Genomic DNA, 25753 nt, shown 5'->3' with positions numbered 1-25753 from the left:
TGTTTCCAACGACTATCGTCAATGAAACAGATGCAATGGCGGCAATGTTCGTTGCATCAGTCGATCCGATGGGTAAGGCCAACAACATCTGTTGGACACGACCAAGGGCAGCGGCTCAGGATTTCGGTATGGCAAACGAAGACATCGAGGTCCTCGTCGTCGGCGCAGGTCAGGCCGGGGTGGCGATGAGCGAGCACCTGAGCGACAACGGCGTACCCCACCTCGTGCTGGAACGTGATCGGATCGCCGAGCGCTGGCGCACCATGCGCTGGGACTCGCTCGTCGCGAACGGCCCCGCGTGGCACGACCGGTTCCCGGGCCTGGAGTTCCAGGACGTCGACGCGGACGCGTTCGCCACCAAGGACCAGGTCGCCGCCTACTTCGAGGCGTACGCCGAGAAGATAGCCGCCCCCATCCGGACCGGCGTCGAGGTGACCTCGGTGACCCGCAACGAGGGCCGTCCGGGCTTCCGGGTCGAGACCTCCGAGGGCGTCATCGACGCCCGGTTCGTCGTCGCCGCCACCGGCCCGTTCCAGAAGCCCGTCTACCCGCCGATCGTCCCCGACGGCGCGGTCCAGCTGCAGCTGCACTCGAGCGACTACCGCAACCCCGACCAGCTCCCCGAGGGCAACGTCCTGGTCGTCGGCGCCGGCTCCTCCGGCGTCCAGATCGCCGACGAGCTGCAGCGCTCCGGCCGCCAGGTCCACCTCTCCGTCGGCCCGCACGACCGTCCCCCGCGCAGCTACCGCGGCCGCGACTTCTGCTGGTGGCTCGGCGTCCTCAACCTCTGGGACCTGGAGACCCCGCCGGCCGGCGCGGAGCACGTCACCATCGCCGTCAGCGGCGCCCGCGGCGGCCACACCGTCGACTTCCGCGCCCTCGAGGCCGGCGGGATCCAGCTCGTCGGCATGACCGACCGGTTCGACGCCGGCACGCTCACCTTCCGTGAGGACCTGGCCGAGAACATCGCCCGGGGCGACGCCAACTACCTCGCCCTCCTCGACGCCGCCGACGAGTACGTCACCCGCAACGGCATCGACCTGCCCGAGGAGCCCTCGGCCCGCGACCTCGGCCCCGCCCCGTCGGCCGCGACGGCGCCCCTGCTCTCCCTCGACCTCGCCGAGGCCGGCATCACCACGGTGATCTGGGCGACCGGGTTCGCCACCGACTACAGCTGGCTGAAGGTCGACGCGCTCGACGAGAACGGCCGCCCGGCCCACCGCCGCGGCGTCTCCACCGAGCCCGGCGTCTACTTCGTCGGACTCCCCTGGCTCTCCCGCCGTGGCTCGAGCTTCATCTGGGGTGTCTGGCACGACGCCAAGCACGTGGCCGGCCACATCGCGACGCAGCGGAGCTACGCGGCGTACGACCGTCAGGCGCGCGGCTGATCCAGGCGCACAGCCGCACCGGTCGAAGGCCCGGATCCCGCACGGGGTCCGGGCCTTCGGCGTTGCCACCACGCGGCTGGAGCTGTGCCATCTGAGAGACTCCGGGCATGCGCATCGTCTCGGTCAACGCCTGGGGCGGTGCCCGGTACGACGACCTCGCGGCCTGGCTGCCCACCGCCGGCGCGGACGTCGTCTGCCTCCAGGAGGTGACCCGCACCGCGGGTCTGTCCGGTTGGACGTCCTTCGCCGACGGCGAGCGGTCGCTCCCCCAGCGGGCGAACCTGCACGACGACGTACGCCGCCTGTTGCCGTCGTACGAGGGCCTGTTCCTGGCCAGCGATGCCGGCCCGGTGACCGACGATGCCGGCCGCCGCCACCGGCAGGACTTCGGCCTCGGCACGTACGTCAGCGAGCAGCTGCCCGTCATCGGCATGGCGGGCGCGTTCGTGCACGGCGGATTCGTCGACCACGACGAGTGGACGATCACCGACCGCCCCCGGGCGGTCCAGGCGGTCCGCGTGGTCGACCGCGCAGGCGGGCGGCAGGTGTGCGTCGTACAGCTGCACGGCCTGCGTGACCCGGCCGGCAAGGGCGACACCCCGGCCCGGCGCGAGCAGGCCGAGCGGCTCGCCGCCTTCGTCGAGGCGACCCGGGCGCCCGGCGACCTCGTGGTCGTGGCCGGCGACCTCAACCTGCTGCCGGACAGTGCCACCTTCGACGTGCTGCGCCGGATCGGGCTGCAGGACCTGGTCGGCACGGCCGACACCCGCACGTCGTCCTACCTCAAGCCGGTGCGGCACGCGAGCTACCTGCTCGTCTCGGACCCGGAAGCCGTGGCGGGCTTCCGGGTCCGGACGGAGCCGGAGGTCTCCGACCACCGGATCCTCGAGCTCGACCTCACGCCAGCTGGGTGACCTCCCGCCGGAACGGCACCTCGTCATTCGAAGGCAGCACGGCGTCGAACTCCTCGGCCGCGCGCCGGCCGGACCACACCGCGGCCGCGATGGTGCCGGGTGCCCAGGAGTCGCCGATGCCGCGTACGGACGCGATCTCGCCGGCGTCGCGACGGCCGAGGAGGTCGAGGTAGAGCTCCTCGCGCGGGAGCCGGGCGGTCACCATGACGACGGCGTCGCAGTCGAGGTCGCGCTCGGCGCCGGCGTAGACGTCCTTGATCCGTACGCCGCCGGTCCCGACGGACACGACCGCGTGGTCGGTCACCCGGGTGATGCCGTTCCCGATCAGGCGGCGCTGGATCCGGTTGATCTCGAAGGTGTTGTTGGTCCACGACGAGACCTGCGAGCCGGTGGTGACGATCGAGACGTCGTAGCCCTTCTGCGCGAGCAGCTCGGCGACGACACCGCCGAGGTAGTAGTGGTCGTCGTCGTAGACGACGACCTTCCTGCCGTCGGGCAGCCGGCCGGCGAAGAGGTCGTCGGGCCCGAGCACCTGGGCGCCCTCGTCGATCGGCATCGCGGTCGTGTGGAAGCGCGCGACGCCGTCCGTACGCCAGCTGGCGCCGGTCGCGGTGATGACGTGCTCGAAGCCGAACTCGACGATGTCCGCGGCCGCCATCGGGCTCTCGCGGTAGATCTCGACGTTGGGGAGGTCGGCGAGGACGGCCTCGCGGTACTCCTTGACCCGGCCCCACGCGGACAGTCCCGGCAGCGCGGACTCCGCGGTCACCCGGCCGCCGAGGTCGCGGCCGGCCTCGGCGAGCACCACCTCGTAGCCCCGCAGGCCGAGGGCACGCGCGGCCTCCAGGCCGGAGGGACCGGCGCCGACGATCAGGACCCGGGATTCGCTCTCCTTGGCGCGAATGTTCTCCGGGTGCCAGCCGCGACGCCACTCCTCCCCCATGCTCGGGTTCTGGGTGCAGCGGATCGGCGACATGGTGAGGTCGCCGGAGACACAGATGTTGCAGCCGATGCACTCCCGGATCAGGTTGAGCCGGCCGTCGCGGATCTTGTTAGGCAGGAACGGGTCCGCGATCGAAGGGCGCGCGGCGCCGATGAGGTCGAGGATGCCGGCCTTGACCTGGCGCACCATCGCGTCCGGCGAGGTGAACCGGCCGACGCCGACGACGGGCTTGCTGGTGAGCTTCTTCAGCCCGGCGACGAACTCCTCCTGACGGCCCTCGGGGGCGAACCGGGAGGTGACCGAGTCGCCCTCCCAGCTGCCCATCGCGAAGTCCCACAGGTCCGGCAGCTCGCCGAGCTCGCGCAGCACGCCCTCGATGTCCTCGCGGGTGATCCCGCCGTCGATCTCCTCCTCGACCGTGATCCGGCAGGCCACGGCGGCGCGGCCGGCGACCTCCTCGATGGTGTCCTCGAGCAGCTCGCGCAGCAGCCTCATCCGGTTCTCCAGCGAGCCGCCGTACGCGTCGGTGCGGTTGTTGTAGCGCCGCGAGAGGAAGTGGTGCGGAGCGCCGTAGCCGTGGGCTCCGTAGACGTAGACGACGTCGTAGCCGGCCTCGAGCGAGCGGCGTACGGCATTGCGGTGCCAGCGGCGCAGGTCCTCGATGTCCTGCAGCGACATCGCCCGGGCCTGGACCGGCGCGATCGTGTCGGGGGCGACCGGAAGGTGAGCGGGCCCGAGCGGGGTCTCCCGGCTGAGCTGGTTCGGCGCGTTCATCCCGTTGTGGGCGAGCTCGATGCCGGCCAGGCCGCCGCCCTCGTGGATCGCGTCGGCGATCCGCTTGAGCGCGGGCAGGTCCTGGTCGTCCCAGATCCGCAGCTCGATGAACGGCGCGATGTCGGAGGTCGCGTGGATCTCGACCTGCTCGGTGCACACCACCGACCAGCCGCCCTCGGCCTTGATCTTGCGCATCGCCGCCTGGGCGCTGGGGTCGCGGTAGCCCATGCCGTTGCAGTGCGGCACCTGGTAGAAGCGGTTCTTCGTGGTGAACGGCCCGATCTGGACCGGCTCGAACAGGATGTCGTACGGGGCAGCCACGGGGGTCTGCGTCATCGGGTGGGCTCCTCGGTCGGGACGGACGGAACGGGCGCGCCGACCTGCGCGCGGACGCGGGCACCGCGGGCGTACCCGACGGCGCACAGCAGGAGCAGGAAGGCGAGGGTGCCGAGCGTGAAGGCCTCGAAGGTCAGCTGGCTGACGCCCCAGTACTCCTCGAAGGGGTATTCCTCGCCGAAGAGGCGCTCGAGCGTGCCCGGGAAGACGGCGACCCAGGAGCCGAGCAGGATCCAGGCGAAGGCCACCCAGCCGAGCACCGCGAAGCCGCGGTCGGAGACGGGCACCCGGAACGGGCGCGCGCGGTCGGGGTAGCGGGTGCGCAGCCGGATGGCGGCCGGGATCACCAGCAGGTAGCTGAGCAGGAAGGTGGAGATCGAGATGGTGAGCACGACGCCGAAGATCGAGGCGCCGTCGCCGGTGACCTGCATGGCGACGAGCAGGAAGACGGTGGCCACGACGCCGGAGAGCATGTTGACCCGCACCGGGGTGCCGAGGCCCTCATGGAAGCGCCCGAAGAAGCCGCCGAAGAAGGCGCCGTCGGCAGCGGTCATCGCCTGCATCCGGTCGGAGATGATCATCCACGCGGCGCCCTGGCTCATCAGGATGTAGACGAAGACCACGGCGGTGAGCGTGAGCAGCGGCTCGGCCGCTGCGCCGTAGACGGAGTACACGGTGCCGACCGCGTCGAGGAGGCCGCCGATGCCGGTGATGTCGTCGCTGGGGACGACGAGCAGGATCGCGAAGATCGGCACCAGGTAGCAGACCGCGGCGGTCGCGCAGGAGCGGAAGATCGAGACCGGTACGTCGCGGGCCGGGTTCTCCATCTCGCCGGCGGCGCTGTTGGAGGACTCGAAGCCGAGGTAGGCGAAGAGCAGGATCGGGACCGAGCCGAACAGGCCGAGCAGGGTCGGGCTGAAGTCCCCGCCGCTGAGGCCGACGACACCGTTCTTCGCGGCGTAGATGACCGTGGTCAGCACGAAGAAGGCGAGCAGGCCGACCTTGAGGATCGCGCCGCTGGTCGGCAGCCACTTGCCCTTGGCCAGGCTGGCGATCGCCGCGACCACGGTGATCCAGATGAAGACGATCTTGAAGACGTAGTCACCGATCGAGCCGTGCTCGAGCGGCGTGATGTAGACGCTGACGGTCTCGGCGGCAAGGAAGGCCATCGAGCCGCCGACCCACACCGGCTGGGTGATCCAGGTGAGGATCGCCGCCACGGCGGCGGCCGGTCGGCCGAAGGCGTCCCGGACCCAGGTGTAGGCCCCGCCCTCCTCGCTGAACGCCGCGCCGGTCTCGGCGAAGATCAGGCCGTACGGCACGAGGAAGAACACCGCGAGCACGAGCGCCCACGTGAACGCCTCGGCGCCGTAGAGCGAGACCTGTCCGAGGGTCTCGAGGCCGACGACCGCGGCGATGAGCAGGAAGACGATGTCGAAGCGTCGCAGCGTCTTGCGGAGATGTGACTGTTGCTCGGCCGCGAGCGCGGTCGGCTGGTTGGTCTGCGTCATGGTGTGTCCCTGGCTGTGTGGGCTGGCGGTCAGTGGTTGATCCAGACGGTCTTGAGACCGACGTACTTGTCGAGGGCGTGGAGCGAGAGGTCGCGTCCGAAGCCGGAGCCCTTGAACCCGCCGAACGGGGTCCAGGCGCTGAAGGCGTCGACGCCGTTCACGGTCACGGTGCCGGCGTGGATCCGCTCGGCGAGCCGGTGCGCACGGCCGAGGCTGCCGGTCGCGACCGAGGCTGCCAGGCCGTACGCGGTGTCGTTGGCGAGCGCGACGGCCTCGTCCTCGGTGTCGAAGGCGGTCACCGCCAGGACCGGCCCGAAGACCTCCTCGCGGGCGAGGGCGGAGGCCGGGTCGACGCCGTCGAAGACGGTCGGCTGGACGTAGCAATCGCTGCCGTCGCGGGTGACCCGCTCGCCACCGATCACCAGGCGCGCGTCCGAGGTCTTGGCGCCGTCGACGAACTCCATGATCCGGTCGGTCTGCTCGGGCGAGACGATCGCGCCCATCCCGGCGGCCGGGTCGAGCGGGTCGCCCGGGGCGTACGCCTCGGCCTCCTTCGCGACGAGGTCGACGAACTCCTCGTGGACCTCGCGCTGGACCAGCACCCGGGAGTGTGCCGAGCAGACCGCGCCCTGGTTGAACCAGATGCCGAAGGCGGTCTGCTTGGCGGTGGTGGCGAGGTCCTCGGCGTCGGCGAAGACGACATGCGGGCTCTTGCCGCCGCACTCGAGCCAGACCTGCTTGAGGTTGGACTGGCCGGCGTACTGCAGGAAGTACGCGCCGACCTCGGTCGAGCCGGTGAAGGCGAGCACGTCGACGGCGGGGTGCAGGCCGAGGGCCTTGCCGGTCGTCTCTCCCAGGCCGGGGACGACGTTGAGGACGCCGTCGGGGATCCCGGCCTCGGCGGCGAGCTCGGCGATCCGCAGCGCCGAGGACGGCGACTGCTCGGCGGGCTTGAGGACGACGCTGTTGCCGGCCGCCATCGCCGGCGCGACCTTCCAGGCGAACATGTCGACCGGGTAGTTCCACGGGACGACGGCGCCGACGACCCCGAGCGGGACACGGCGGATCAGCGCGGTCGTGCCCGGCGGGGTCGGCGCGACCTCGTCGTTGATCTTGTCGATCGCCTCGGCGTAGTAGCGGAACAGGTTCACCGAGAACGGCAGGTCCAGGTCGTAGGCGTCCACCACCCGCTTGCCCATGTCGAGCGAGTCCAGGACCGCGAGCTCGGCGGCGTGATCGGCGAGAAGATCGGCGAAGCGGAGCATCCGCTCGCGCCGGAACGCGACTCCGGCCCGCGACCAGCCCCCGTCCTCGTACGCAGCCCGCGCCGCCCGCACGGCGGCGTCGACCCCGGCGGCGCCGGCGTCGGCCACCTCGGCGAGCAGGGCGCCGGACGCGGGGTTCCGGTTCTCGAAGGAGCCCTCCGCGGTGTCGACGGAACGGCCGCCGATGAACGCTCGCGTCCGGGGGCGGACCTCGGCGGCGATCTGACGCCAGTCCTGGTGGGTTCGCACAGGCAAGTCCTTTCTTTGCGCTTTACCGCAAATATGAGGCGCGCCACATCAGGTGTCAATCATTCGCCCGCAGATTTCACATACGCGTTACGGTTGAGCATGGCTCGACGCAAGGACCAGGCCGCTCGGCGCGAACACCTGACCGCGGCAACACTGACCGTGATCGCCGCTCATGGCTTGGCCGGCGCCACGATGAAGAACATCGCCGCCGAGGCCGGCATCTCGCCGCGGCTGATCGCCTACTACTACCCCGAGCTCGACGGCCTCATCGAGGCCGCTCACCAGGCCGCGACCGACCGCTACTACTGGTCGCGCCAGCGCGCGATCGAGGGCGATCTGTCCCCCGCCGAGAAGCTCGGCCGCCTGATGTACTCAGGCCTTCCCCGAGGTGAGGACCTCCTGCTGAGCCAGGTCCTCGACGAGATCTCGGTCAACGCGAGCCGCAGCCCGATGCACGCGACCCTGATGACCCTGCTCTTCGACCGCGAGGTGTCGCTCTACACCGCCGTGCTCGAGGTCGGGCGCGCCACCGGCGCCTTCACGCTGACCGACTCGGCCGAGGCGATCGCCCGCAACTTCGTCGCCCTCGAGGACGCCTTCGGCCTCCATCTGCTCGCCCACAACTCCTCGCTCAGCCTGGAGCGGGCCGAGCAGCAGCTGGCGAGCTACGCCCACTCCGCGCTCGGCGTCCGGGTCACCCCGATCGATCCAGCCTTGCCGAGAGACGCAAAGAATCCGCCCGCTGCGAGGTAGTGGTCAGGCAGCCGCGACCTGGGCCGGGCGCGCCGTCCGCGACAGGACCTCGACGCCCCAGCAGACCAGACAGCCGACGAGCGGGATGGCCACGCTCGACACCATCATGAAGAGGTCGGTCACGAAGGTGTCGCCGACCATCGACTCCCAGACCCTCCCCGACCACGTGATCCACACGATCATCAGCACCGCGGGGACGACCAGCCCGACCAGCCACAGGAATCCCTGACGGCGCGCGATGCCCCACGCGGCAACGAGGCAGAGCACCGTGACCACCATCTGGAGCCGGATCAGCCACAGCCACCACTCACCGTGCGGCAGATCGAACGACCCACGCGCCTGGAGGAAGTTCGCCACCAGCCAGAACGAGTCGAAGAACCACGGCACGATCAGGAGGAGCGGCGCGGTCATCCGACGGACGAACGTTCGTCCGCGCCAGACCAGCACCGCTGCGTACGTCAGGTAGACCAGCGTGAACAGCACACCCTGGAACGCGTAGATCTCGGGATAGCCGATCTCCCACTGGAGCCGGCTCAGCAGCATCAGCCGTAGGGCCTCCGCCACCGCGACGATCCCTGCCGCCACCACCGAAAGTCCGACCCGATTCGTCCGCTCCGCGGTTGTCGTCATGTCCGGCAGTATTGCGGGTCCGCCGACGTGCACGTGGTTGAAAGGCCGACGTGTCGGTCATTCGGCGACCGAGGAACCGGCCGGTCAGTCCTCGGCGCGGTCTCCGATGACGACCGGTCGGCCGGCGACGTACCCGGCGAAGATCTGGACCACCGCGATACCCAGCAGCAGCACGATGGGGACCGACCACGACCCGGTGGACTCGCGCAGCAGCCCCACGACGAACGGGCCGCCGGCAGCGAGCAGGTAGCCGATGCTCTGCCCCATCGAGGAGAGCGCGGTGGTGCCGGCGGTGGTCGCGGTGCGGATGCTGAACAGGGTGAGGACGACCGGGAAGACCGCGCCGCCGATGCCGATGAGCACAGCCCAGACCCAGGCGCCGGCGACGGGAGCGATCCAGAGCCCGGCGAACCCGATCGCGATCAGGGCGGTCAGCACCGCGACGAGATGACCCTGCGACGACGCCCGGATCGCGAGCGAGGGCGCCAGGAAGAACACCGGTACGCCGACCAGGATGCTGACCGAGAGCAGCAGCCCCGCCGTCGTGTGGTCGAAGCCGGCATCGGCGTAGATGCTGGGCAGCCAGCTCATCACGACGTACGCGAACAGCGACTGGGTGGCGAAGAGGACGGTCACGGCCCACGCCACGGGCTCGCGCCACAGCGAGACCCGGGTCGCGCCACGGCGTCGGTGACCGTGGTCGCGCAGGTGCGGCAGCCAGGCGAGCAGAGCCAGGGCGGCGAGCAGCGCCCAGACGCCGAGACCGACCCGCCAGCTTCCGGCCGCCTCGGCGATCGGCACCGTGACCCCGGCTGCGATCGCCGCGCCCAGCGACATGATCGCGCTGTAGGCACCGGTGACCGCGCCGACCCGTTTCGGGAAGCCCTCCTTGACCACGGCCGGCAGCAGCACGTTGGCGAGCGCGATGCCCGCACAGGCGACGAAGGTGCCGGTGATCAGGAGCCAGGGCTCGCCGATCGCCCGGACCAGCAGCCCGGCCACGAGCAGGCCGAGCGCGACCCCGATGCCGCGATGCACGCCGAGCCGCCGCGCGAGCGTCATCCCGGTCGCGCCGACGACGGCGAAGCACAGCACGGGCAGCGAGGTCAGGAACGACCTGGTGCCGGCCGAGAGACCGTCGAGCCCGTCGAGCAGAGCGCCGAGCGAGGTGATGCCGCCGCGCAGGTTCGCCGCCACCAGCAGGACCGCGACCAGGAGCCACACCGTCGACCGCAGCGACGTGCTCGACGGCGGAGACTCAGGGCGGGACTGGAGTCGGGAGGTCACGCCCCCTAGGATGCCAGACATCGGATGATTGGACGAAAGGACGGCACGGTGCCGCTATCCACCACCACGCCTCGCTCCCTGGTCGACCAGGCGATCGACGGCATGCGCGCGCTGCTCGCCGACGGCGAGTGGGCCGTCGGCGCCCGCATCCCGCCCGAGCCCGAGCTCGCGGCGGCGCTCGGCGTCAGCCGCAACACCGTGCGCGAGGCGGTGCGGGCGCTGGCCCACACCGGCGTGCTGGAGGTGCGACGCGGGGACGGGACGTACGTCGCCGCTGCCAACGAGGTCGCCGCGATGATGCGGCGCCAGGTCGGCCGGGTCGACCTGCGGCACGTCCTCGAGGTCCGCCACGCGATCGAGACCCGGGCCGCGGCACTGGCCGCCGAGCGTCGCTCCGACGACGACCTGCGGGCCCTGACCGCCGTCATGGCCCGGCGCACCGCCGCGGTCGCGGCCGGCGACGCCGCGGCCTTCGCGGAGGCCGACGCGGGGTTCCATCTCGGCGTGGTCACCGCCACCCACAACCCCTTCCTCATCGAGCTCTACGCGGGCTTCGAGGACACCCTGCGCGCGACCATCCACCTCGACGACGAGACCGCCGAGATCGCCGACGAGCACGTCGCCGTCTTCGACGCGATCCGCGCCCAGGACCCCGACGCCGCCGCGGCCGCCGTCACCGGCCTGCTCCACACGCTCGCCCGATAGCCCAGCGGCTCCGGTTCGGGAGCCCTACCATCGCCGCATGATCGAGTTCGTCAAGCTGATCGTCGACGTGGTCCTCAGGGCCGTCCCGGGCATCGTCAGCAGGAACGAACGCGACAGGGCGGCACAGCTCGGGGCGGACCTGTTCCTGCTCTACGTACAGATCAACGAGGTGCTCGTACGGGCGGAGCAGATCGTCTCCGAGATGGAGCGCTACGACCGGTCGGCGGGCCCAGAGCTCGCCGGCGCGCGCCGGGCGCTGCTGCGGCTGGTGCCGGAGCAGATCGCCGACATCCAGGTGATCGCGGAGCGTCTCGACGGCCTGCGTTGGGAGCTCCAGGTGCTCGACGGCCAGTCCGCTCTCGCACTCGACCTCCTCCTCGACCTCAAGTTCTCGGCGCTGGACCTGCTCTCGCACGCGCTCAGCCTCGACCACCTCCCGCTCGGAACGACGAGCGTGGAGGTCGACGACGAGGGGATCCGGTTGCCGCAGATCCTGCCGACCCACGAGGCCCGCTGGATGGTGTGCCGCAACCTGCGCGACGAGCTCGGCGGGGACCACCCCACCCGGGACGACGAGGTACGCCGCATCCGGGCGTATCTCGCGCACCGGCGGCCACGGGAGGAGATGCGGGCGATCCGGGAGAGCCTGGAGACGCTGCGCGAGGCGATCGCGGCCAACTTCACGATCCAGGACATCCTGATCCGGGCCGGCGACCCGCGCCTCGACCGCAGGCGCCGGCGCCGGTTCCGCTAGCGGTCCGGGAGATCGACGCGGATGAACTTCGGCCGGTACAGGAGCGGGTTGCGCAGCACCGCTCCGAAGTCGGTGCTGTTGCGGCTGTAGGACACGATCACCGAGCCCGGCTCCTCGAGGATGTCGGGGTGGGCCAGCGGCATGTAGCGCAGCTCGCCACGTGCGACCCCGGAGGGCAGGGTGCCGACCGGGGGCTGTGCCCGGAACGGTCCCGTCGGTGACGACGAGGTCCAGAAGACCAGGTCGTCGCCCAGGAACTCGCCGCTCTTGCTGAACGCGTACCAGCGCCCGCCGCGCTCGAAGACGCTCAGCGTCTGGGAGACGCCGTCGGCTGCGGGGATCAGCTCGCTCGCGGCGCCCGGCCGGCGGCCCCAGCGGGCGCCGTCCCAGTAGGTCCAGCGATCCGGCTCCGCGACGTGGTCCGGCTCGACCCGGGCGACGTGGAGCGAGAAGCCGGTGCCGAGCTCCGGGTCGGGCTCGCGGGCGGTGCCGTAGAGGTAGAGCCACTCCCCCGACACCGCCGCCGCGGCTCCCCACATCGGCCGGCGGGTGTCGGCGTCGTCGGCACCGACGTCGGTCACGGCGATCAGCTGCGGCACTCCCCCGTCCGGGACGACGAACTGGGCGATCGCCGGGCCGAGCGCCTCGAACCCGAACACGTCCTTCGAGGTCGTACGAACCCGCTGAGCGGCCACGACGACGAGCGCGTAGCCGGGCTTGTCGAGCGTGGTCACCGACATCGGCCAGTAGCCCACGCCGTCGTCGCGGTCGGGGATGATGGCACCGCCGGACTCCGGCAGGACGACGCGCAGGCAATCAGGCTCGACGAGCAGCATCGAGTTGCGTACGAAACCGGCTCCGGGGAGCTTCTTGTCGCGCAGGGTGTCGCCGAACATCCAGATGCTCCGCCCGTCGGCCAGGGTCGCGCTGACCCCGACGTCACCGCCCTGCAGGGCCGGCTCGGCCCGCAGCCTGGTGATCCGGTTGAGGTCGTCGACGTCCTCGACGGGCCCCGACGGTACGCACTGGGTCGTCGAGGCGAGGCTGGCCAGCGGTCGCGGCACGGCCTCGGCGTGCAGTGCGGTGGTCAGCGCGGTCGCGGTCACCGCCAGGCAGGTGGCCGAGACCAGGACCACGCCGAGGGTCCTCCGCCACCCGCTCACCGAGACGGGATGGCCCTCGGGCTCGACGAGACCTCGGACCAGCCACCGGCTGGCGACGAGCACAACCAGCCCGAGGATCGCCGAACCCACGATGGTCACCACCGGTTGGGCGATGCCGGTCCGAGCCTCGACCGCCCACAGCAGCGACTCGGCAGCCCCGGCGATCGTCCATCGGGAGCTGGTCGCCCACGGTTCGGCGAGCAGCAGACGGTCGCCGGCGACGACGAGGGGCACCGGGCCGGCGACGATCACCGCGGCCGCGAACAGCAGACCCGGCAACCTGCCGATCACCTCGCAGGCGAAGGTCAGCGCGCCCGCGGCGATCACCGTCGCCGCGAGCACCGATGCGACCAGCAGCCGCTCCCCTGCCGGTGCCGGCGCGGCGAGCAGCCAGCCCCAGACGCCCGCTCCCACGGCCAGCGCGGCGAGCGCGGTCAGGCGTGCCAGGAGCCGACGCAGCGTACGGGCCAGCGGTCCCCACACGAGCGAGACCACACACACCAGCAGGAAGCCGGCCAGCGCGGTCACGAACGTGATCCCGGTCCACGACCGCTCCTCGTGCCGGTCCTCAGCGGTGACGAGCGCGACGGTCCTGCCACGCGTCTTCTCGATCCGCGTGACCTCGACGTGGATCGCGCGGGCGAGCTCGGGCCGGTGCGCGGCCGCGACCCGCAGGTCGTCGCGCGTCCCGGACAGATCGAGGTGGACCGCCGCGACGACGTCACCGCTTCCCAGCAGCTCCGCCGCCTCGGCCGGGTCGTCGACCGCGCCGGCCGTGAACGGGCGCCCGGGCACCGCGTTCGCCTGCTTCACGAGCGGCGCGGTGACGACGTCGGGACCGACCAGCACCACCGGCGCCTCGTGCAGCTCACCGGAATCGGTACGCAGCCCGGTGACGATCCACCCCAGGGCGATCAGCACCAGGACGGCACAGAGCACGACCTCACGACGACTCCCCGGCCGCACCGCTCACCGCCCTCCTCGGTCACCGCACAGCGCGGCGCTCATCGAGGGTCATGTAAGCAGTGCGACCGGGTCGCCCGCCACCGGCCTAGTTCGGAGTGGCGCGCCAGCGCTGTGACCCGGCCGCGGTGTCGGTCTGCTGGATCACCAGTCCTCCGGCGCCGGTCGCCAGGCTGAGGCCGCTGTGCTTGGCGGAGATCTTCAGCGCGGCCCCGTCGGCCGCGATCACCCAGCGCTGGTTGGCCGTGCCGGTGCAGGTGTACTCCACGACCGGGTCACCGCTCGTCCTCGAGCTGTAGGCGACGTCGGCGCACAGCCCGGTACCGGCGTTCTTCAGCTGGTAGCTGCCGTCGTCCTCGTTCCGGGTGACCACCCACTTCTGCGACGCCGCCGCCCCGACCGCCGACGTGGTCAGCTGGCCGTTGCTGGTCCCGGTCGCCGCGTCGAGCGCGAGCCCCGAGGCGGCGTTGCCGAGCGAGTACTGGCCGTCCGCCAGCGCCGGCGGGACGACCTCCTCGTCACCGACCGTCATCGCGAAGACGTGCACCGCCGCGTTGGCGGGCAGCGTGACGGCCGCGATCTCCTTGGCGGGGTCGGTGCGCAGCGTCTTGGTGAACAGCCGGTAGGAGACGGTTGGGTAGGCCGGCCCGCTCGGCGTGTTCTTCCCGAGCGTCGTGACGGCCACCTTGGCGCCGTAGCTGTCGGTCGCCGCGCAGCACCAGTTGGGGAAGCCGAGCGTCCCCGTGGACGAGGTGCCGTCGGCGTAGTGCACCGTCGCCTTTCCGGCTGCCGACAGGCTGGTGCCGGTCCCCAGGAACGCCAGCGCGTTGCCCCGTCCGCCGATCCTGATGGTCTCGCCGCCGGAGGCCACATTGTCCTTCGTGCCCGGCACCGAGTCCGGCCAGGTGAAGTCGAAGCCGTTCGCACTCACCGTCGCTCCGGGCGTGACGCCCTTCTCGGCGAGCTTGCCCGCGAGGAAGCTGCTGCCCCCGCCGTCGATGTCCCCCGGCGCCGGGTCCTCGGCCCTGGTGACTCCCACGTTGTCGAACGCCGACGCGAGATCCGGGTGAGCGACGGTGGTGGTGGCCGGGTCGGTCACCGCGTACGTCAGGTCGTGGGTCACGTACGTCGCGTTCACGTCGATCCGGACGCGCCCCGGTTCGGCGTCGGCCGGCGGGGTGACGCCGAAGGTCGCGGTACGGGAGGCACCCGGGGCCAGACCCCCGGAGACCCCAGCAGCCGGACGTACGTCCCAGCCCTCCGGCGCGGTGGCCGTGATCGACTCGAGCTGCACGCGGGAGCCGGTGTCGTTGGTGAAGGTGGCGCTGACCTCAGCCTCCTCATCGGCGACCGCGATCGCGGAGGTGGTGGCATCCAGGCTCACGTTGCGGTCGCCCGGGTGGCCGCCGCCGACGGCCGAGGAGCCGTTGAGCGAGACCACGGCCGCCGCGGACGTGGACAGCTTCCCCGTCTTCACCGACGTGATGCCCGTCGCGGCATCGTGGAACCAACCGGTCGCGGCGCCCTCCAGCTCGGCGGCGGAGCCTCGCTGCGGCAGCTCCTCGCCGCCCAGCTCCACGCTGCCCGGCTCGGCATCGGCATGCACCGCGAGGCCGTACTCGCGAGAGGCCGGCTTGCCGGCGTAGGAGCCGTCGACCTTCCCCAGCCGCACCACGACGCGGCCGCGGCCCTGCTCGGGGGCGTCCACCTCGAACTTCTGGGTGGCGGACTCGCCGGAGGCGTGCGCCTGGCTGCGGCCGTCGTCCTCGTAGTTGACGAACGACGAGGAGCCCTGCGGGTAGACGTCCAGATCGAGGCGGCCCGACCTCTTGCCCTGCTGCCAGTCGAGCGTGCCCTCGGGGAACTGCGGCACGACCGCGCCGGCGCGTACGAACAGCGGCAGGGTGTCCAGCGGGGCCTTGTAGCCGTCGATCGTGGTCGGCCCCTGGTGGACCCGGCCGCTCCAGTAGTCGACCCAGGTTCCTTCGGGCAGGTAGATCCCGTCGCGGGTCGTGGCGTCCTCGTAGACCGGGGCGACCAGGAAGTCGTCACCGGCCAGGAACTCGTACTTCACCGCGTCGCCCCAGGTCTTCGGGTCATCGGGGTAGTTCAGGTAGAGCGGCTTGACCGCGCCGACGCCGTTGCGGTGGGCGCGCATCGTGTGGGTGTAGAAGTAGGGCAGCAGCCGCTCGTGCAGGCTCAGGTACTTCCGGTTGATCGAGGTGTACGGCTCGCCGTAGCGCCACGGCTGCTTGTCGGAGGCCGCCCACCCGCTCATCAGGTAGGTCATCGGCAGGAACATCTTCCACTGCATGTCGCGGACGTACGTCTCCGCGCTGCCGCCGAAGATGCCGTCGACGTCGCCGGTGGCGAGGTGCTGGCCGGACATGGTTGAGCCGGCGTACGTCGGGATCTGCCAGCGGATGTAGTCCCAGCTCCCGGACTGGTCGCCGCTCCACACCGCGGCGCAGCGCTGGGTGCCGGCCCAGCCCTCGACGGTGAGGACGGTCGAGCGGTCGGCGCTGTTGGTCTCGATGCCGTCGCGGGCCTGCTCGCAGGCGTCGAGCGCGAAACGGTAGCCCGGGCCGACCCAGGCGACGTCGGTCTTGCGGACGCGTACGCCCGCGTTGACCTCGGTCTCCTGCTCGGTGAGGTCGTCCTCGGTCCACAGGCCGAGCTCGGCGCCGTGGTCGTTCAGCATGTCGCCGGTCTCGGCCAGGTCCTCGTAGCCGCAGCCGTAGCCGTCGTTGACCAGCATCCAGCCCAGCGGCAGGTCGTGCTCGGCGTAGCCCTCGGCGATGGCGGTGGAGTCGCGCAGGGTCTCGCGCTCGCCGCGGTTGGCGTTGTGGAGGTAGCAGTCGGCGTCGCCGACCTCGAGGGCGTACATCGGGACCGCGACCGGCCGGCCGGTCAGCTCGGTGTAGGAGTCGATGACGCGCTCGGCGTCGCCGACGAAGTAGTAGGCGTCGAAGCGCTGCTCGTCGTGGGTCGTCGTGGTCGGCGCGCCGAAGTCGTAGCTGCCGGGCGCGAAGGTGTTGCGCAGCACGCCGTAGCCGCGGGAGGAGACGTAGAACGGCACCGCGTTGGGGTTGCCGCCGTCGTTCCAGTTGAAGTCGCGCGAGATCGTGATCGTCTCGCCGCGGTGGCTGAACCGGCCGTTCTGCATCCCGCCGCCGAAGAACTGCTCCTCGGCACCGCGCTCCAGGTGCTGCGCCGTGCCCTGGTCGTCCCAGGTCAGCGGCGAGGACTCCGCCATCAGCACCCGTCCGCTCGGGTCGGTGAGACGCAGCGTGATCGGCCGCTTGGTCACCGTGAGCACGGCCTCGCCGGTGCTGATGACGTACGCCGCGTCGTTCTCCTTCACCTGCGACCGCCCGCCGGGGTAGTCGCGCTTGACGACGATGTCGGCGTCCGGAGCGCCGGGGTCGGTGGGGTCCTCGTTGGCCGGGTCGTCGAACTCGCCGTTCGGGGCCAGGCGCACGCGCACCATGTCGGCGTCCTCGAAGGTCACGCGCAGCGCGGCCTCTCCGGAGGCGAAGGTGTAGCTGTCGCCGTCGTGCTCGAAGCCGGTGACGTCGCCGAGCTCGTTCGTCGCCTCGGCCGCCACCGAGCTCACCGGGCTGAGTGCGACCAGGCCTGCGGCCAACGCGACGCCCGTGACCAGAAACCGTCTGAATGATTGATTGAACATGATCACATCACGCCCTAATTAGTCAGAATCAATCGAAGCCGAGGGCGAGCGTAGCGTGGGTCACACGGCGCGGTCCACCCTCGGTCCACCGATCAGGGCGAGCAGGCGCGCGGCCTCGCCGGCGACCGCGTCGCGGCCGGCGCCGAGGTACTTGCGGGGGTCGACCTTCGTCTCGTCCGTCAGCGCCGCGCGCACGGCTCGGGTGAACGTCGCGTTGAGGTGGGTCGCGATGTTGACCTTGGTCATCCCGGCGGCGATCGCCGCGACGATGCCCTCGTCGGGGACCCCGGAGGAGCCGTGGAGGACGAGCGGCACGTCGACGGCATCGGCGAGCCGGGCGATGAGGTCGTTGTCGAGCGAGGCCGTCCGCGTCGTCATCGCGTGCGAGGAGCCGACCGCGACGGCGAGCGCGTCGACCCCGGTGGCCTCCACGTACGCCGCGGCCTCGTCCGGCCGGGTGCGGACCCCTGGTGCGTGCACACCGTCCTTGCCGCCCACCTCGCCGAGCTCGGACTCGATGGAGGCGCCGCGCTCGTGGCACCAGGCCGCGACCTTGGCCGTGGCGGCCACGTTCGAGTCGTAGTCGAGCTTGGAGGCGTCGAACATCACCGAGGGACAGCCCAGCTCGACGGCCTCCTCGACGAGCTCGACGCGGGTCGCATGGTCGAGATGCACGCACACCGGCACCGTGGCCCGCTCGGCGATCGCGAGGGTCGCCCCCAGCAGCGGTCCGAGAGCACCGCGGTAGTCGGCGGTGTTCTCGGAGATCTGCAGGACGACCGGGCGGCCGGCCTGCTCGGCGCCGGCCACGATCGCCTCGGCCAGCTCGAGCTGGATGACGTTCATCGCGCCCAGCCCGCGTCCGGTCCCGCGGGCGTTGTCGAGCAGCAGCGACATCGGTACCAGCGGCATCTCAGGACTCCTTGTGTTCGATCCGTGCGACGCTGAGGCTTGCCAGGACCGAGGCGTACGTCTCGGTGTCGATCTCGCCGGCGACCGGCGTGGCCACCGCGGCGGCGCCCAGCGCGGCGGCATCGCGGAGGATCTCCGGCCACGGCCTGCCGTGGGCGAGGCCCTGGGCGATCCCCGCGGCGGTGGCGTCGCCGGCGCCGGTCGGATTTCCGGCGATCCCGGCGGGCGGGCTCACCTCCCAGCAGACGCCGTCGGCGCATGCGATCAGCCCGAGGCGTCCCCGGGTCAGCACGATCGGTCCGCCGTGTCGGGTGGCGAGCTCGGTGACCGCTGCGACGGGGTCATCGGGGGCGTGCCCGAGAAGGCGTGCGGCCTCGTCCTCGTTGGGCGTCAGCACGGCGCCGGTCCCGACCCCGGCCGCGAGGGCGGCGTCGTCGAGATCGAGGAGGACCGGGACCCCGGCGGCAGCGGCGAGGCGTGCGATCCGCGCCGGCAGGTCGACGGGTACGCCGGGCGCCAGGCTGCCGGAGACGGTGAGAGCCGTCGCGTCCACGACCCAGTCCCCGAGGAGGTCGAGCATCCGCAGGTCGGCGCCGGGCGCGGCCTGCCGGCCCGGCTCCCACAGCGAGGTCGTCGACTCGGTGGCGGCGACGACCACGGTGCGGCGTACCTCCTCGAGCTCGGGCAGGAAGGTCGAGGGCAGCTCGCTCGCGAGGGCTTCGGCGAAGGCCTCGTCGGCGAGACCGACGGCATGCGTCGGCTCGCCCAGCTGGTGCAGCACCCGGGCGACGTTGACGCCCTTGCCGCCGAGGCGGCTGGTGACCTCGGCGACCCGGTGGACCTCGCCGACGGTCAGCCGGGGCAGCCGGTAGGTCACGTCGATCGCCGGGTTGAGCGTGACCGTGATGATCATGGCTTCGCCCTCACCGCGGCCAGGGCCAGCCGGGCGGCACCGACCAGACCGGCTCGGCCGCCGAGGGCGGAGAGGCGTACGGGCGGGACCGCCGTGACGCCGGCCCGCTCGCGCATCCGGGCCTGCAGCGGGTCGAGCAGGGCTCTCCTGGCCTCGGCGACGCCGCCGCCCAGGATGATCTCGCCGGGCGCGAGCAGGGCACCGACCGCGAGGAACCCGTCCGCGAGCGCGGTGATCGCCGCGGACCAGACCTCGGCGGCTAGGCCGTCGTACTCGGCCCGCGCGACGAGCTCGGCGACGCCGGAGACCCTGATGTCGCCGCCCAGCGACGCATACCTCTCCAGCATCGCGCGCGCACCCGCGTACGCCTCCACGCAGCCGCGCAGCCCACAGCCGCACCGCGGCCCGGCCGGGTCGACCACCAGGTGGCCGATCTCGCCGGCCTGCCCGGAGACCCCGAGGATCGCCCTCCCCCCGACGTACGTCACCGCAGCGACACCCGTCCCGAGCACGGCCACGAACGCGGAGGCCGGCGAGCCGGCGTCCTCCCAGATCGCACCGGCGGCGGCTGCCGTGTCGTGCACGACCGTGACCGGGAGGCCCAGGCGCTCGGCGAGCGGGGCAGCCACGAGGGTGTCGACGAGACCGAGGTTGACCGCTCTGCGGGAGATGCCGGCCTCGGCGTCGACGAGACCGGGGAAGGCGACCCCGACGCCGGCCACCTCCGCGCGAGCCGCGGGACTCAGGCCGGCGAGGAGCCCTTCACCCATCCGCGCGATGTCGTCGAGCACCGCCGGACCGGTCCGGGTGGCCACCCGCGACTCGGCGATCACCACGTCGGCGGCGCCGACCACCGCTCCGCGCACCGAGGTGCCGCCGACGTCGAAGGCCAGGGCGAGCGCCGGCATCACGCTGGAGGGGCGGCAGCCGGGTCGAGGATGATCGAGCGCGTGAGGTTGCGCGGCGCGTCGGGATCGAGCCCGGCTCGCCGGGCCCGCTCGACGCAGAGCAGGTGCACGCGCACCAGCTCGGCGAGCGGGTCGACCTCGTCGTGGATCAGGTCGGCGCCGGTGACCGCGACGTCCTCGGCGAACCCGGGCACCAGGTCACCGAAGGCCCACACGACCCGGCCGGGTGCGCTGATCGAGAGCGGACCGTGGCGGTACTCCATCATCGGGTAGGACTCGGTCCACAGCTGCGCGGACTCCCGCAGCTTGAGGGCCGCCTCCTGGGCCACGCCGTTGGTCCAGCCTCGGCCGACGAAGGTGAGCTGGTCGGCGGTCAGCGCCGGGCCGAACCCGCTGACGCCGGCGTCGATGATCCGCTGGGCCTGCTCGGCGGCCAGGCTCAGGTCGTGGCCGAGGTGCCAGCGCAGCATGGCGAGCGCGGTGGTCGCGAAGCGGGTCTGGACCACCGACTTCTCGTCCACCTCGGGCATCAGGATCGGCTCCGCCAGCTCGAGCGCCGGGGTGCCGGGCGAGGAGGAGATCACCGAGGCCGGGATCTTGCCGTTGACGCGGGTGAGCAGGTCGATGACCTCGGTCGTGGTTCCGGACCGGGTGATGGCGAGCAGCCGGTCGTAGCCCCGGTCGATCCGGGCCTCGGTCGGCGTCCAGGCGTCGGTGACGCCCTGGCCCTGCTCCTCGCGGAGCGCGGCGTAGGCCTGTGCCATGTAGAGCGAGGTGCCGCAGCCGACGACCGCGACCTTCTCCCCCGGCCGCGGCAGGGCGCCGGCGTTGCGTTCGGCAGTGCTCCTGGCGGCCATCCAGTTGGCGGGCTGGGTCGCGATCTCGGCAGCGAGATGTGTCGTCGGTGCTGGTCCGGTCATGGCTGAATCATCCAACGCATTGATCGTTTATGTCAATAACGGTGCTTAAATGATCATTTTCGCTCACCAGCAATCACGATCTCCGCCCCATGCTCGGCCAGCGCCTTTGCTAGCGCCTCGGGCACCGCACGGTCGGTGACCAGCATGGAGACGCTGTCGAGGTCGCGGATGCGCGCGAAGGTCGGGTGCTCGAGCTTCGTGCTGTCGGCCACGACGATGGTGCGCTGCGCGGCCGCGATGAAGTCGGCGCTGATCTTGGCCTCGGCCGGGTGGATCGTGGTGAGCCCGGCACGGGTGCTGATGCCGTCGACGCCGAGGATCGCGGTGTCGATGTTGATCTTCGACAGCACGCCCTCGCTCAACGGCCCGACCAGCTCGTAGGACTGGGTGCGGGCCGCGCCACCGGTCACCACGATGTTGACGTTGGGCCGGATCGAGAGCTCGTAGGCGATGTTGAGCGCGTTGGTGACGACCGTGATGCTGTCGTCCTCGGCCAGGTCGGGGTGGCGCCCGATCGAGCGGGCCACCTCGCTGGTCGTCGTCCCGCCGTTGAGCGCCACGGTCTCGCCCGGCACGAGCAGGTCCGCGACCGCGGCCGCGATCGCCCGCTTGGCCTCCGCCTGACGGCCGATCTTGTACTGCAACGGCAGCTCGTACGCCGAGCCGAGTGCCGTCGCGCCGCCATGTGTCCGGGTGACCAGCCGCTGGTCGGCGAGGTGCCCGATGTCGCGGCGGGCGGTCGCCGCCGAGACACCGAGCGCGCTCTCCACCTCCGCGATCGAGACGTGCCCGTGCTCGCTGATCAGCTCGAGCAGCTGGTTGAGTCGCTGTTGTCTCATGGGCCCCCTTCCTGGGTCCCGGACAGCCTACGCAGATCTCACCCTCCGCAGTGGAAGGTCGCGTCGGCCCAGTCGCCGTGGTCGTTGCCGTTCCCGTCGCCGGCATCGCCGACCACGAGGTCGACGTAGTCGGCGCCGGTGACGTCGGCGGTGATCGACGCGGTGGCGCTGGCCGGCCCGAGCGTGCCGGTCTCGGCGACCGTCCGCCCGTCCGCGACGACCGAGAACCTCACCGATCCCCGGGTTGTCTGGACGTCGTCGACCCCCACGTCGGCGGTGAAGCCGGTGCAGTTGCCGCCCAGGTAGTAGCGGACCGTCGAGACGGCGTGCGCGCCCAGCCCCTTGGCGTAGACCTTGCCGGCGAGCGTGATCGGCCCGCCGTCGCCGGCGGCGTTCTCCCCCACGCTGGTGTCGCGCTCGACCGGCCCCCAGCCGTTGGTGGCCGAGATCCAGCCGAGATCGCTGGCATAGGTGTCCGCGGTCGGCGGGGGCGGTGCGGTCTGCACCGTGGCCGCGCGCGTCACCGTGCGGGTCTGCCCACCGACGTCGTACGTCGCCGACGCATCGAGCCGGTAGCTCGACTCGGCCGCGTCGGCCGGCGGCGTGACCTTCCAGGTGACGGCATGACTCTCTCCCGGAGCGAGCGCGTCGAACGCCGCCGGGGTGGTGGCCTCCGCCGTCCACCCGTCGGGGACGTCGAGGGCGATCGACCCGGCGCCGGTCGCCGACGCCTCGTCGCTGGTCAGCGTCGTGGTGACCTCGGCGGCCGCGCCTGGCAGCAGCTTCTCCTCACCGGCGTCGACGGCGAGGGTGGCGCAGGCGGGCAGGTCGCCGGCCTCACCGAGGTCCTCGACGGTGAAGTCGTCGATGCTGATGTCGCCGTTCGCTCCGTTCTCGTCCGCGGTCCGCAGGCCTACCCAGTAGTCGCCGCAGCCGCCGGCCACGAGCTCGTCGCTGAACCGGGCCGTCTCGACCTGCCTGCCGATCGGGCGGGCAGCGACCTCGACCGAGCGCGGCTCGCCGCTCGCGACCGAGTCGTAGCCGGTCACCCACTCGTAGTCGTCGGCACGCTCGGTCTGGTGGTCGAAGGAGACGCGGTAGCGATGGCCGGGCGCGAGACGTACGGTCTGCGGGACCGTGCGGTAGACAAGGCCACCGTTCTCGGCGTGCGACTTGAGCGACCAGCCGCCGCTGATCACGTCGTCGGTGACCTTGCCGTTCCAGCCGCTCTGCGTGTACGGCTCGTGCCGCTCGGCCAGGTGGGTGCGCGGGTCGGTGACGCCGCCCGAGGTGCCCTTGACGAACGGCGACCACCCCTGGACGACCTCCTCGAAGTCCTCCTGGGCGATGACCTTCGCGCCGGGTGAGGCCGCCAGGTCGCGCTCGACCGGGACGACGCGTACGTCATCGAGACGGACGCGACCCGAGCCTGCCTCCGCGGAGATCTTGACGGTCGCGGTGCCGTCGCGGGCGGCGTCGAAGGGCACCTCGACCCGCTGGAAGTAGGTGCTGTGCAGCTCGTCGGCGGCGACCAGGTTCTTCGCGGTCGAGCGCTCGACGGAGTTGGTGTAGGTCTTCGCGCCGGAGGTGACGGTGACCGTGGTGGCGCGGCTGTGGCCGGGCTCGACCTCGACCCAGACGCCCAGCGCGTTGCGGCCGCTGCGCAGTCCGGTCAGGCGCTGGCTGATCGCGGCCTTCCCGCCCGCGCCCAGGACGGCGACCCGCTGCCCGGTCGAGGTACGTCCCGTCGCGGCCGCCCCGCTGGGGTGCCACGCGTCGAGGGTGCCGGCGTTGAAGCCGGGGTCGGCGATGTGGCTGCCCTGACCCCACTGCGGGTCGGGTGAGCTGCCGGGAGACTTCGTCAGGACGTACGCCGTGCCGGGCTTCGCGTCGAGCGTGACCTTCCCGGAGCGCACCGGCACGCTGCCGGCCGCGACGCGGCCCTGCTCGGTGAGCCGGTAGACGTTGAGCCGGGTGCTGTCGCTCCACGTGTCGGTGAGGCTCCAGGTGGTCCGGCCGCCGTCGGTGTTGTAGTGGTAGAGCTTCGAGTCGTTCTTCCACGGGAGCAGGTAGGCGTCGCCGTCGAGGACGAGGTCGCCGTCCTGGTAGATCTTCCGGGTCGCCGCGGTCGTGCCGGTGTTGACGACGCGGACACCGCCGTCCTGGACCACCTCGTCCGGGCTCCAGCGCAGGATCGGGTTCTGCTGGAGATACTTGGTCGGCAGGTTCGTCCGCCAGATGTTGTCGTAGAAGGCGTCGACGTCGTTCTCGCCGGTCCAGCCCTCGAACTCGACGATCTCGGTGTGCCCAAGCAGCTTGTCGAGGTTCCAGGTGTCCTTCTGCCCGTTGCATACGAATCGGATCAGCTGGCTGTTCAGGCCCTTGTTGGTGGCACCGCCGTAGGACTCGTCGTTGGCCCAGTGGGACCAGAGCGCGTCCTCCTCGAAGTGGTAGGACCACTCGGTGCCGATGTTCCAGCCCTGGCCGCGCAGCTCCCGGGCGAGCCGCTCCTGCAGCCAGCCGTAGGAGTAGTAGACGTCGATGTAGAGGAAGTCGAGGTTCGGGTGCGTCTCGCGGCGCAGCTGGGCGAAGCGGTCGACGATGTTCTTGGTCGCGAGGTCGGTGCGCTGGTCGATGTAGTAGGACTGGTCGATCCAGTCCCAGCCGGGGCTGTTCTCGTTCACGAGGGTCTCGTCGAAGGTCTTGGCCTCGGGGTAGGCCTCGGTCGCGTTGACGTGGACCCCGAAGTCGGCGCCCCACTTCTCGCCCTCATGGGCGAGCGTGTTGAGGTCCTCGAGCCCACCGGCGCGGGTGTTGTAGTTGCCGCCGTAGTCGGGGTGCGCGGAGTCGTGGCCCTCGGAGCCGTAGCCCTTCAGCACCGCCAGCTGACCCAGCCCGTCGGTGGCCAGCGAGACCCGCTTGACGTCGTCGAGCGTACGCAGGAATGGATGCGTCGCCTGGCTGGCGAAGTTGAACGGGATGTGGGTGACCACCCGCTCGGGCGTCTCGTCCGCGCCGTTCACCGGCCGCTGGATGTCGCGCAGCGCGATCGCGCCGTCCTGCCAGTCGACCCGCTGGTCGTCGTTGGCGTCGGGAGTGATGGTGACCTTCGCCCACGGGAGCTCCTCGGTGTAGGGCGAGCCCGCGGCGCGGTAGGTCCATTGGCCGCTCCACAGCCCGACCCGGCGGCCGTCGTCGGTGGCGCTGACGCTGCGCCAGATCCGGCCTCGCTCGTTGGTCGCGTCGCCGCTGCTCTGGTCGTAGACGGAGTTGGTCTCGATGGCGGCGGCCAGCTGGTCGGTGTCGACGATGGCGTACGCCGATCCGACCGGCTTCTCGGTCGTGGCCAGGTCCGCGGTCACCTCGGTGTGGGTGTCGCCGTTCTTGGTGCGGTCGGCGCTGACGACGGCGGCGCTCACCGTCGCGCCGGCCTGGTCCGAGCTGACCGAGAGGAGATCGTGTCCGGGGATGTCGAGGGTGCCGACCCGGTGCTCGGCGGTGTCGGTGACCTCGGTGACGGCGAAGGTGACGACGTCGCCGGCGACCTCGAGCTTCGCGTCGAGCTCGACGCCGGGCAGGTCGGCGAAGGTCAGCCGGTAGGTCGCGGTGTCGGCGTCGACCTGGGTGCCGGTCACGGTCGCGGCGTGCGCGGTGCCGTTGATCCGCACGGAGGTGGGCAGAGTCGAGGCGCCGCCGATCTCGCCGCCGGCGGTGTGCCGGTAGTCGAGCACGGCCGGGAAGTCCTCGGCCACCTGGACGGTCAGCACGGATGAGGTCAGGGTGAAACCGCCCGCGGGGGCGGCGTGGCCTTCGGGCGCGACGGCGACCACGCCGGCGAAGGCCGTCACGGACGCGAGAAGGGCGGTGGGGAAACGCTTCGGCATCGAGACTCCCGAGGGTGGGGGTGGGCCTGAGATTCCATCCATCATGCAGAG

The 25753-nt window shown here is 71.5% G+C and carries 18 protein-coding genes; 5 read left to right on the top strand and 13 right to left on the bottom strand.

Features of this window, described 5'->3' with window-relative positions; all coding sequences use genetic code 11:
• The first annotated feature begins 128 nt into the window (after positions 1–128).
• Positions 129–1388, top strand: a complete 1260-nt coding sequence (locus ACWZJV_RS25665) for a flavin-containing monooxygenase (protein WP_457179338.1) — start codon at positions 129–131, stop codon at positions 1386–1388.
• 107 nt (positions 1389–1495) lie between these two features.
• A complete protein-coding gene (locus ACWZJV_RS25660; protein ID WP_457179337.1) occupies positions 1496–2302 on the top strand; it encodes an endonuclease/exonuclease/phosphatase family protein in 807 nt (268 codons plus the stop codon).
• On the opposite strand, the gene ACWZJV_RS25655 is transcribed toward ACWZJV_RS25660, so the two are convergent.
• From ACWZJV_RS25655 to ACWZJV_RS25645, 3 genes are read right to left on the bottom strand one after another with little or no spacing between them, the layout of a single operon-like run.
• On the bottom strand, positions 2286–4355 hold the full coding sequence (locus tag ACWZJV_RS25655) for an oxidoreductase (RefSeq protein WP_008361605.1): 2070 nt from the start codon (positions 4353–4355) through the stop codon (positions 2286–2288). The two genes, ACWZJV_RS25660 and ACWZJV_RS25655, sit on opposite strands and share 17 nt — an antisense overlap.
• Entirely contained in the window at positions 4352–5866 is a 1515-nt protein-coding gene (locus tag ACWZJV_RS25650; RefSeq protein WP_457179336.1) for an APC family permease, read from the bottom strand. The genes ACWZJV_RS25655 and ACWZJV_RS25650 overlap by 4 nt, the downstream gene beginning before the upstream one ends.
• Before the next feature lie 29 nt (positions 5867–5895).
• Positions 5896–7380, bottom strand: a complete 1485-nt coding sequence (locus tag ACWZJV_RS25645; RefSeq protein ID WP_457179335.1) for an aldehyde dehydrogenase family protein — start codon at positions 7378–7380, stop codon at positions 5896–5898.
• Positions 7381–7479: 99 nt separating this feature from the next.
• Here ACWZJV_RS25645 and ACWZJV_RS25640 point away from each other — a divergent pair, with 99 nt between their 5' ends.
• Positions 7480–8133 carry a TetR/AcrR family transcriptional regulator gene (locus ACWZJV_RS25640; protein WP_457179334.1) on the top strand — a complete coding sequence of 218 codons (654 nt, stop codon included), beginning with the start codon at positions 7480–7482 and terminating at the stop codon, positions 8131–8133.
• A gap of 3 nt (positions 8134–8136) precedes the next feature.
• Here the strand turns inward: ACWZJV_RS25640 and ACWZJV_RS25635 are convergent, their stop codons facing one another.
• The gene (locus ACWZJV_RS25635; protein ID WP_457179333.1) at positions 8137–8763 is read right to left on the bottom strand and encodes a hypothetical protein; all 627 of its coding nucleotides are present in this window, start codon (positions 8761–8763) and stop codon (positions 8137–8139) included.
• Between the two features lie 84 nt (positions 8764–8847).
• Entirely contained in the window at positions 8848–10050 is a 1203-nt protein-coding gene (locus ACWZJV_RS25630; RefSeq protein WP_457179332.1) for an MFS transporter, read from the bottom strand.
• Positions 10051–10098: 48 nt separating this feature from the next.
• On the opposite strand from ACWZJV_RS25630, the gene ACWZJV_RS25625 reads away from it, so the two are divergent.
• Positions 10099–10755 carry a FadR/GntR family transcriptional regulator gene (locus ACWZJV_RS25625; RefSeq protein WP_457179331.1) on the top strand — a complete coding sequence of 219 codons (657 nt, stop codon included), beginning with the start codon at positions 10099–10101 and terminating at the stop codon, positions 10753–10755.
• A 37-nt stretch (positions 10756–10792) separates the two neighbouring features.
• On the top strand, positions 10793–11509 hold the full coding sequence (locus ACWZJV_RS25620) for a hypothetical protein (protein WP_457179330.1): 717 nt from the start codon (positions 10793–10795) through the stop codon (positions 11507–11509).
• Here ACWZJV_RS25620 and ACWZJV_RS25615 read toward each other — a convergent pair.
• The 8 genes from ACWZJV_RS25615 to ACWZJV_RS25580 all read right to left on the bottom strand — a co-directional run bounded on the left by ACWZJV_RS25615 (position 11506) and on the right by ACWZJV_RS25580 (position 25702).
• Positions 11506–13638: a hypothetical protein gene (locus ACWZJV_RS25615; protein WP_457179329.1), complete on the bottom strand. Its 2133-nt coding sequence runs from the start codon at positions 13636–13638 to the stop codon at positions 11506–11508. The genes ACWZJV_RS25620 and ACWZJV_RS25615 overlap by 4 nt on opposite strands.
• Before the next feature lie 85 nt (positions 13639–13723).
• Positions 13724–17251, bottom strand: coding sequence for a TIM-barrel domain-containing protein (locus ACWZJV_RS25610; protein ID WP_457179328.1), 3528 nt, complete (start codon positions 17249–17251; stop codon positions 13724–13726).
• Between the two features lie 135 nt (positions 17252–17386).
• Positions 17387–18238: a class II fructose-bisphosphate aldolase gene (locus ACWZJV_RS25605; protein ID WP_457179327.1), complete on the bottom strand. Its 852-nt coding sequence runs from the start codon at positions 18236–18238 to the stop codon at positions 17387–17389.
• A 1-nt stretch (position 18239) separates the two neighbouring features.
• Positions 18240–19151: a 1-phosphofructokinase family hexose kinase gene (locus ACWZJV_RS25600; protein ID WP_457179326.1), complete on the bottom strand. Its 912-nt coding sequence runs from the start codon at positions 19149–19151 to the stop codon at positions 18240–18242.
• Positions 19148–20059 (bottom strand): ROK family protein, encoded by a 912-nt coding sequence (locus ACWZJV_RS25595; protein ID WP_457179325.1) that lies wholly within the window; start codon positions 20057–20059, stop codon positions 19148–19150. Before ACWZJV_RS25595 ends, ACWZJV_RS25600 begins: the two co-directional genes overlap by 4 nt.
• Positions 20059–20979, bottom strand: a complete 921-nt coding sequence (locus tag ACWZJV_RS25590) for an SIS domain-containing protein (protein ID WP_457179324.1) — start codon at positions 20977–20979, stop codon at positions 20059–20061. Before ACWZJV_RS25590 ends, ACWZJV_RS25595 begins: the two co-directional genes overlap by 1 nt.
• Positions 20980–21032: 53 nt before the next feature.
• Positions 21033–21818, bottom strand: coding sequence for a DeoR/GlpR family DNA-binding transcription regulator (locus tag ACWZJV_RS25585; RefSeq protein WP_457179323.1), 786 nt, complete (start codon positions 21816–21818; stop codon positions 21033–21035).
• A gap of 38 nt (positions 21819–21856) precedes the next feature.
• On the bottom strand, positions 21857–25702 hold the full coding sequence (locus tag ACWZJV_RS25580; RefSeq protein WP_457179322.1) for an endo-alpha-N-acetylgalactosaminidase family protein: 3846 nt from the start codon (positions 25700–25702) through the stop codon (positions 21857–21859).
• Positions 25703–25753 lie beyond the last annotated feature (51 nt).

This window comes from Nocardioides sp. WG-D5 (assembly GCF_054031175.1).
Note: the sequence above shows the minus strand (reverse complement) of the source record. Positions and strands in the feature narration are given on the sequence as shown.

Bases quoted from the DNA above. Each gene is read 5' to 3' on its own strand.
- ACWZJV_RS25580 (WP_457179322.1), bottom strand. From the start codon at position 25,702: ATGCCGAAGCGTTTCCCCACCGCCCTTCTCGCGTCCGTGACGGCCTTC.
- ACWZJV_RS25665 (WP_457179338.1), top strand. From the start codon at position 129: ATGGCAAACGAAGACATCGAGGTCCTCGTCGTCGGCGCAGGTCAGGCC.
- ACWZJV_RS25600 (WP_457179326.1), bottom strand. From the start codon at position 19,151: ATGATCATCACGGTCACGCTCAACCCGGCGATCGACGTGACCTACCGG.
- ACWZJV_RS25605 (WP_457179327.1), bottom strand. From the start codon at position 18,238: ATGCCGCTGGTACCGATGTCGCTGCTGCTCGACAACGCCCGCGGGACC.
- ACWZJV_RS25655 (WP_008361605.1), bottom strand. From the start codon at position 4,355: ATGACGCAGACCCCCGTGGCTGCCCCGTACGACATCCTGTTCGAGCCG.
- ACWZJV_RS25590 (WP_457179324.1), bottom strand. From the start codon at position 20,979: ATGACCGGACCAGCACCGACGACACATCTCGCTGCCGAGATCGCGACC.
- ACWZJV_RS25585 (WP_457179323.1), bottom strand. From the start codon at position 21,818: ATGAGACAACAGCGACTCAACCAGCTGCTCGAGCTGATCAGCGAGCAC.
- ACWZJV_RS25660 (WP_457179337.1), top strand. From the start codon at position 1,496: ATGCGCATCGTCTCGGTCAACGCCTGGGGCGGTGCCCGGTACGACGAC.
- ACWZJV_RS25640 (WP_457179334.1), top strand. From the start codon at position 7,480: ATGGCTCGACGCAAGGACCAGGCCGCTCGGCGCGAACACCTGACCGCG.
- ACWZJV_RS25620 (WP_457179330.1), top strand. From the start codon at position 10,793: ATGATCGAGTTCGTCAAGCTGATCGTCGACGTGGTCCTCAGGGCCGTC.
- ACWZJV_RS25635 (WP_457179333.1), bottom strand. From the start codon at position 8,763: ATGACGACAACCGCGGAGCGGACGAATCGGGTCGGACTTTCGGTGGTG.
- ACWZJV_RS25595 (WP_457179325.1), bottom strand. From the start codon at position 20,059: ATGCCGGCGCTCGCCCTGGCCTTCGACGTCGGCGGCACCTCGGTGCGC.
- ACWZJV_RS25650 (WP_457179336.1), bottom strand. From the start codon at position 5,866: ATGACGCAGACCAACCAGCCGACCGCGCTCGCGGCCGAGCAACAGTCA.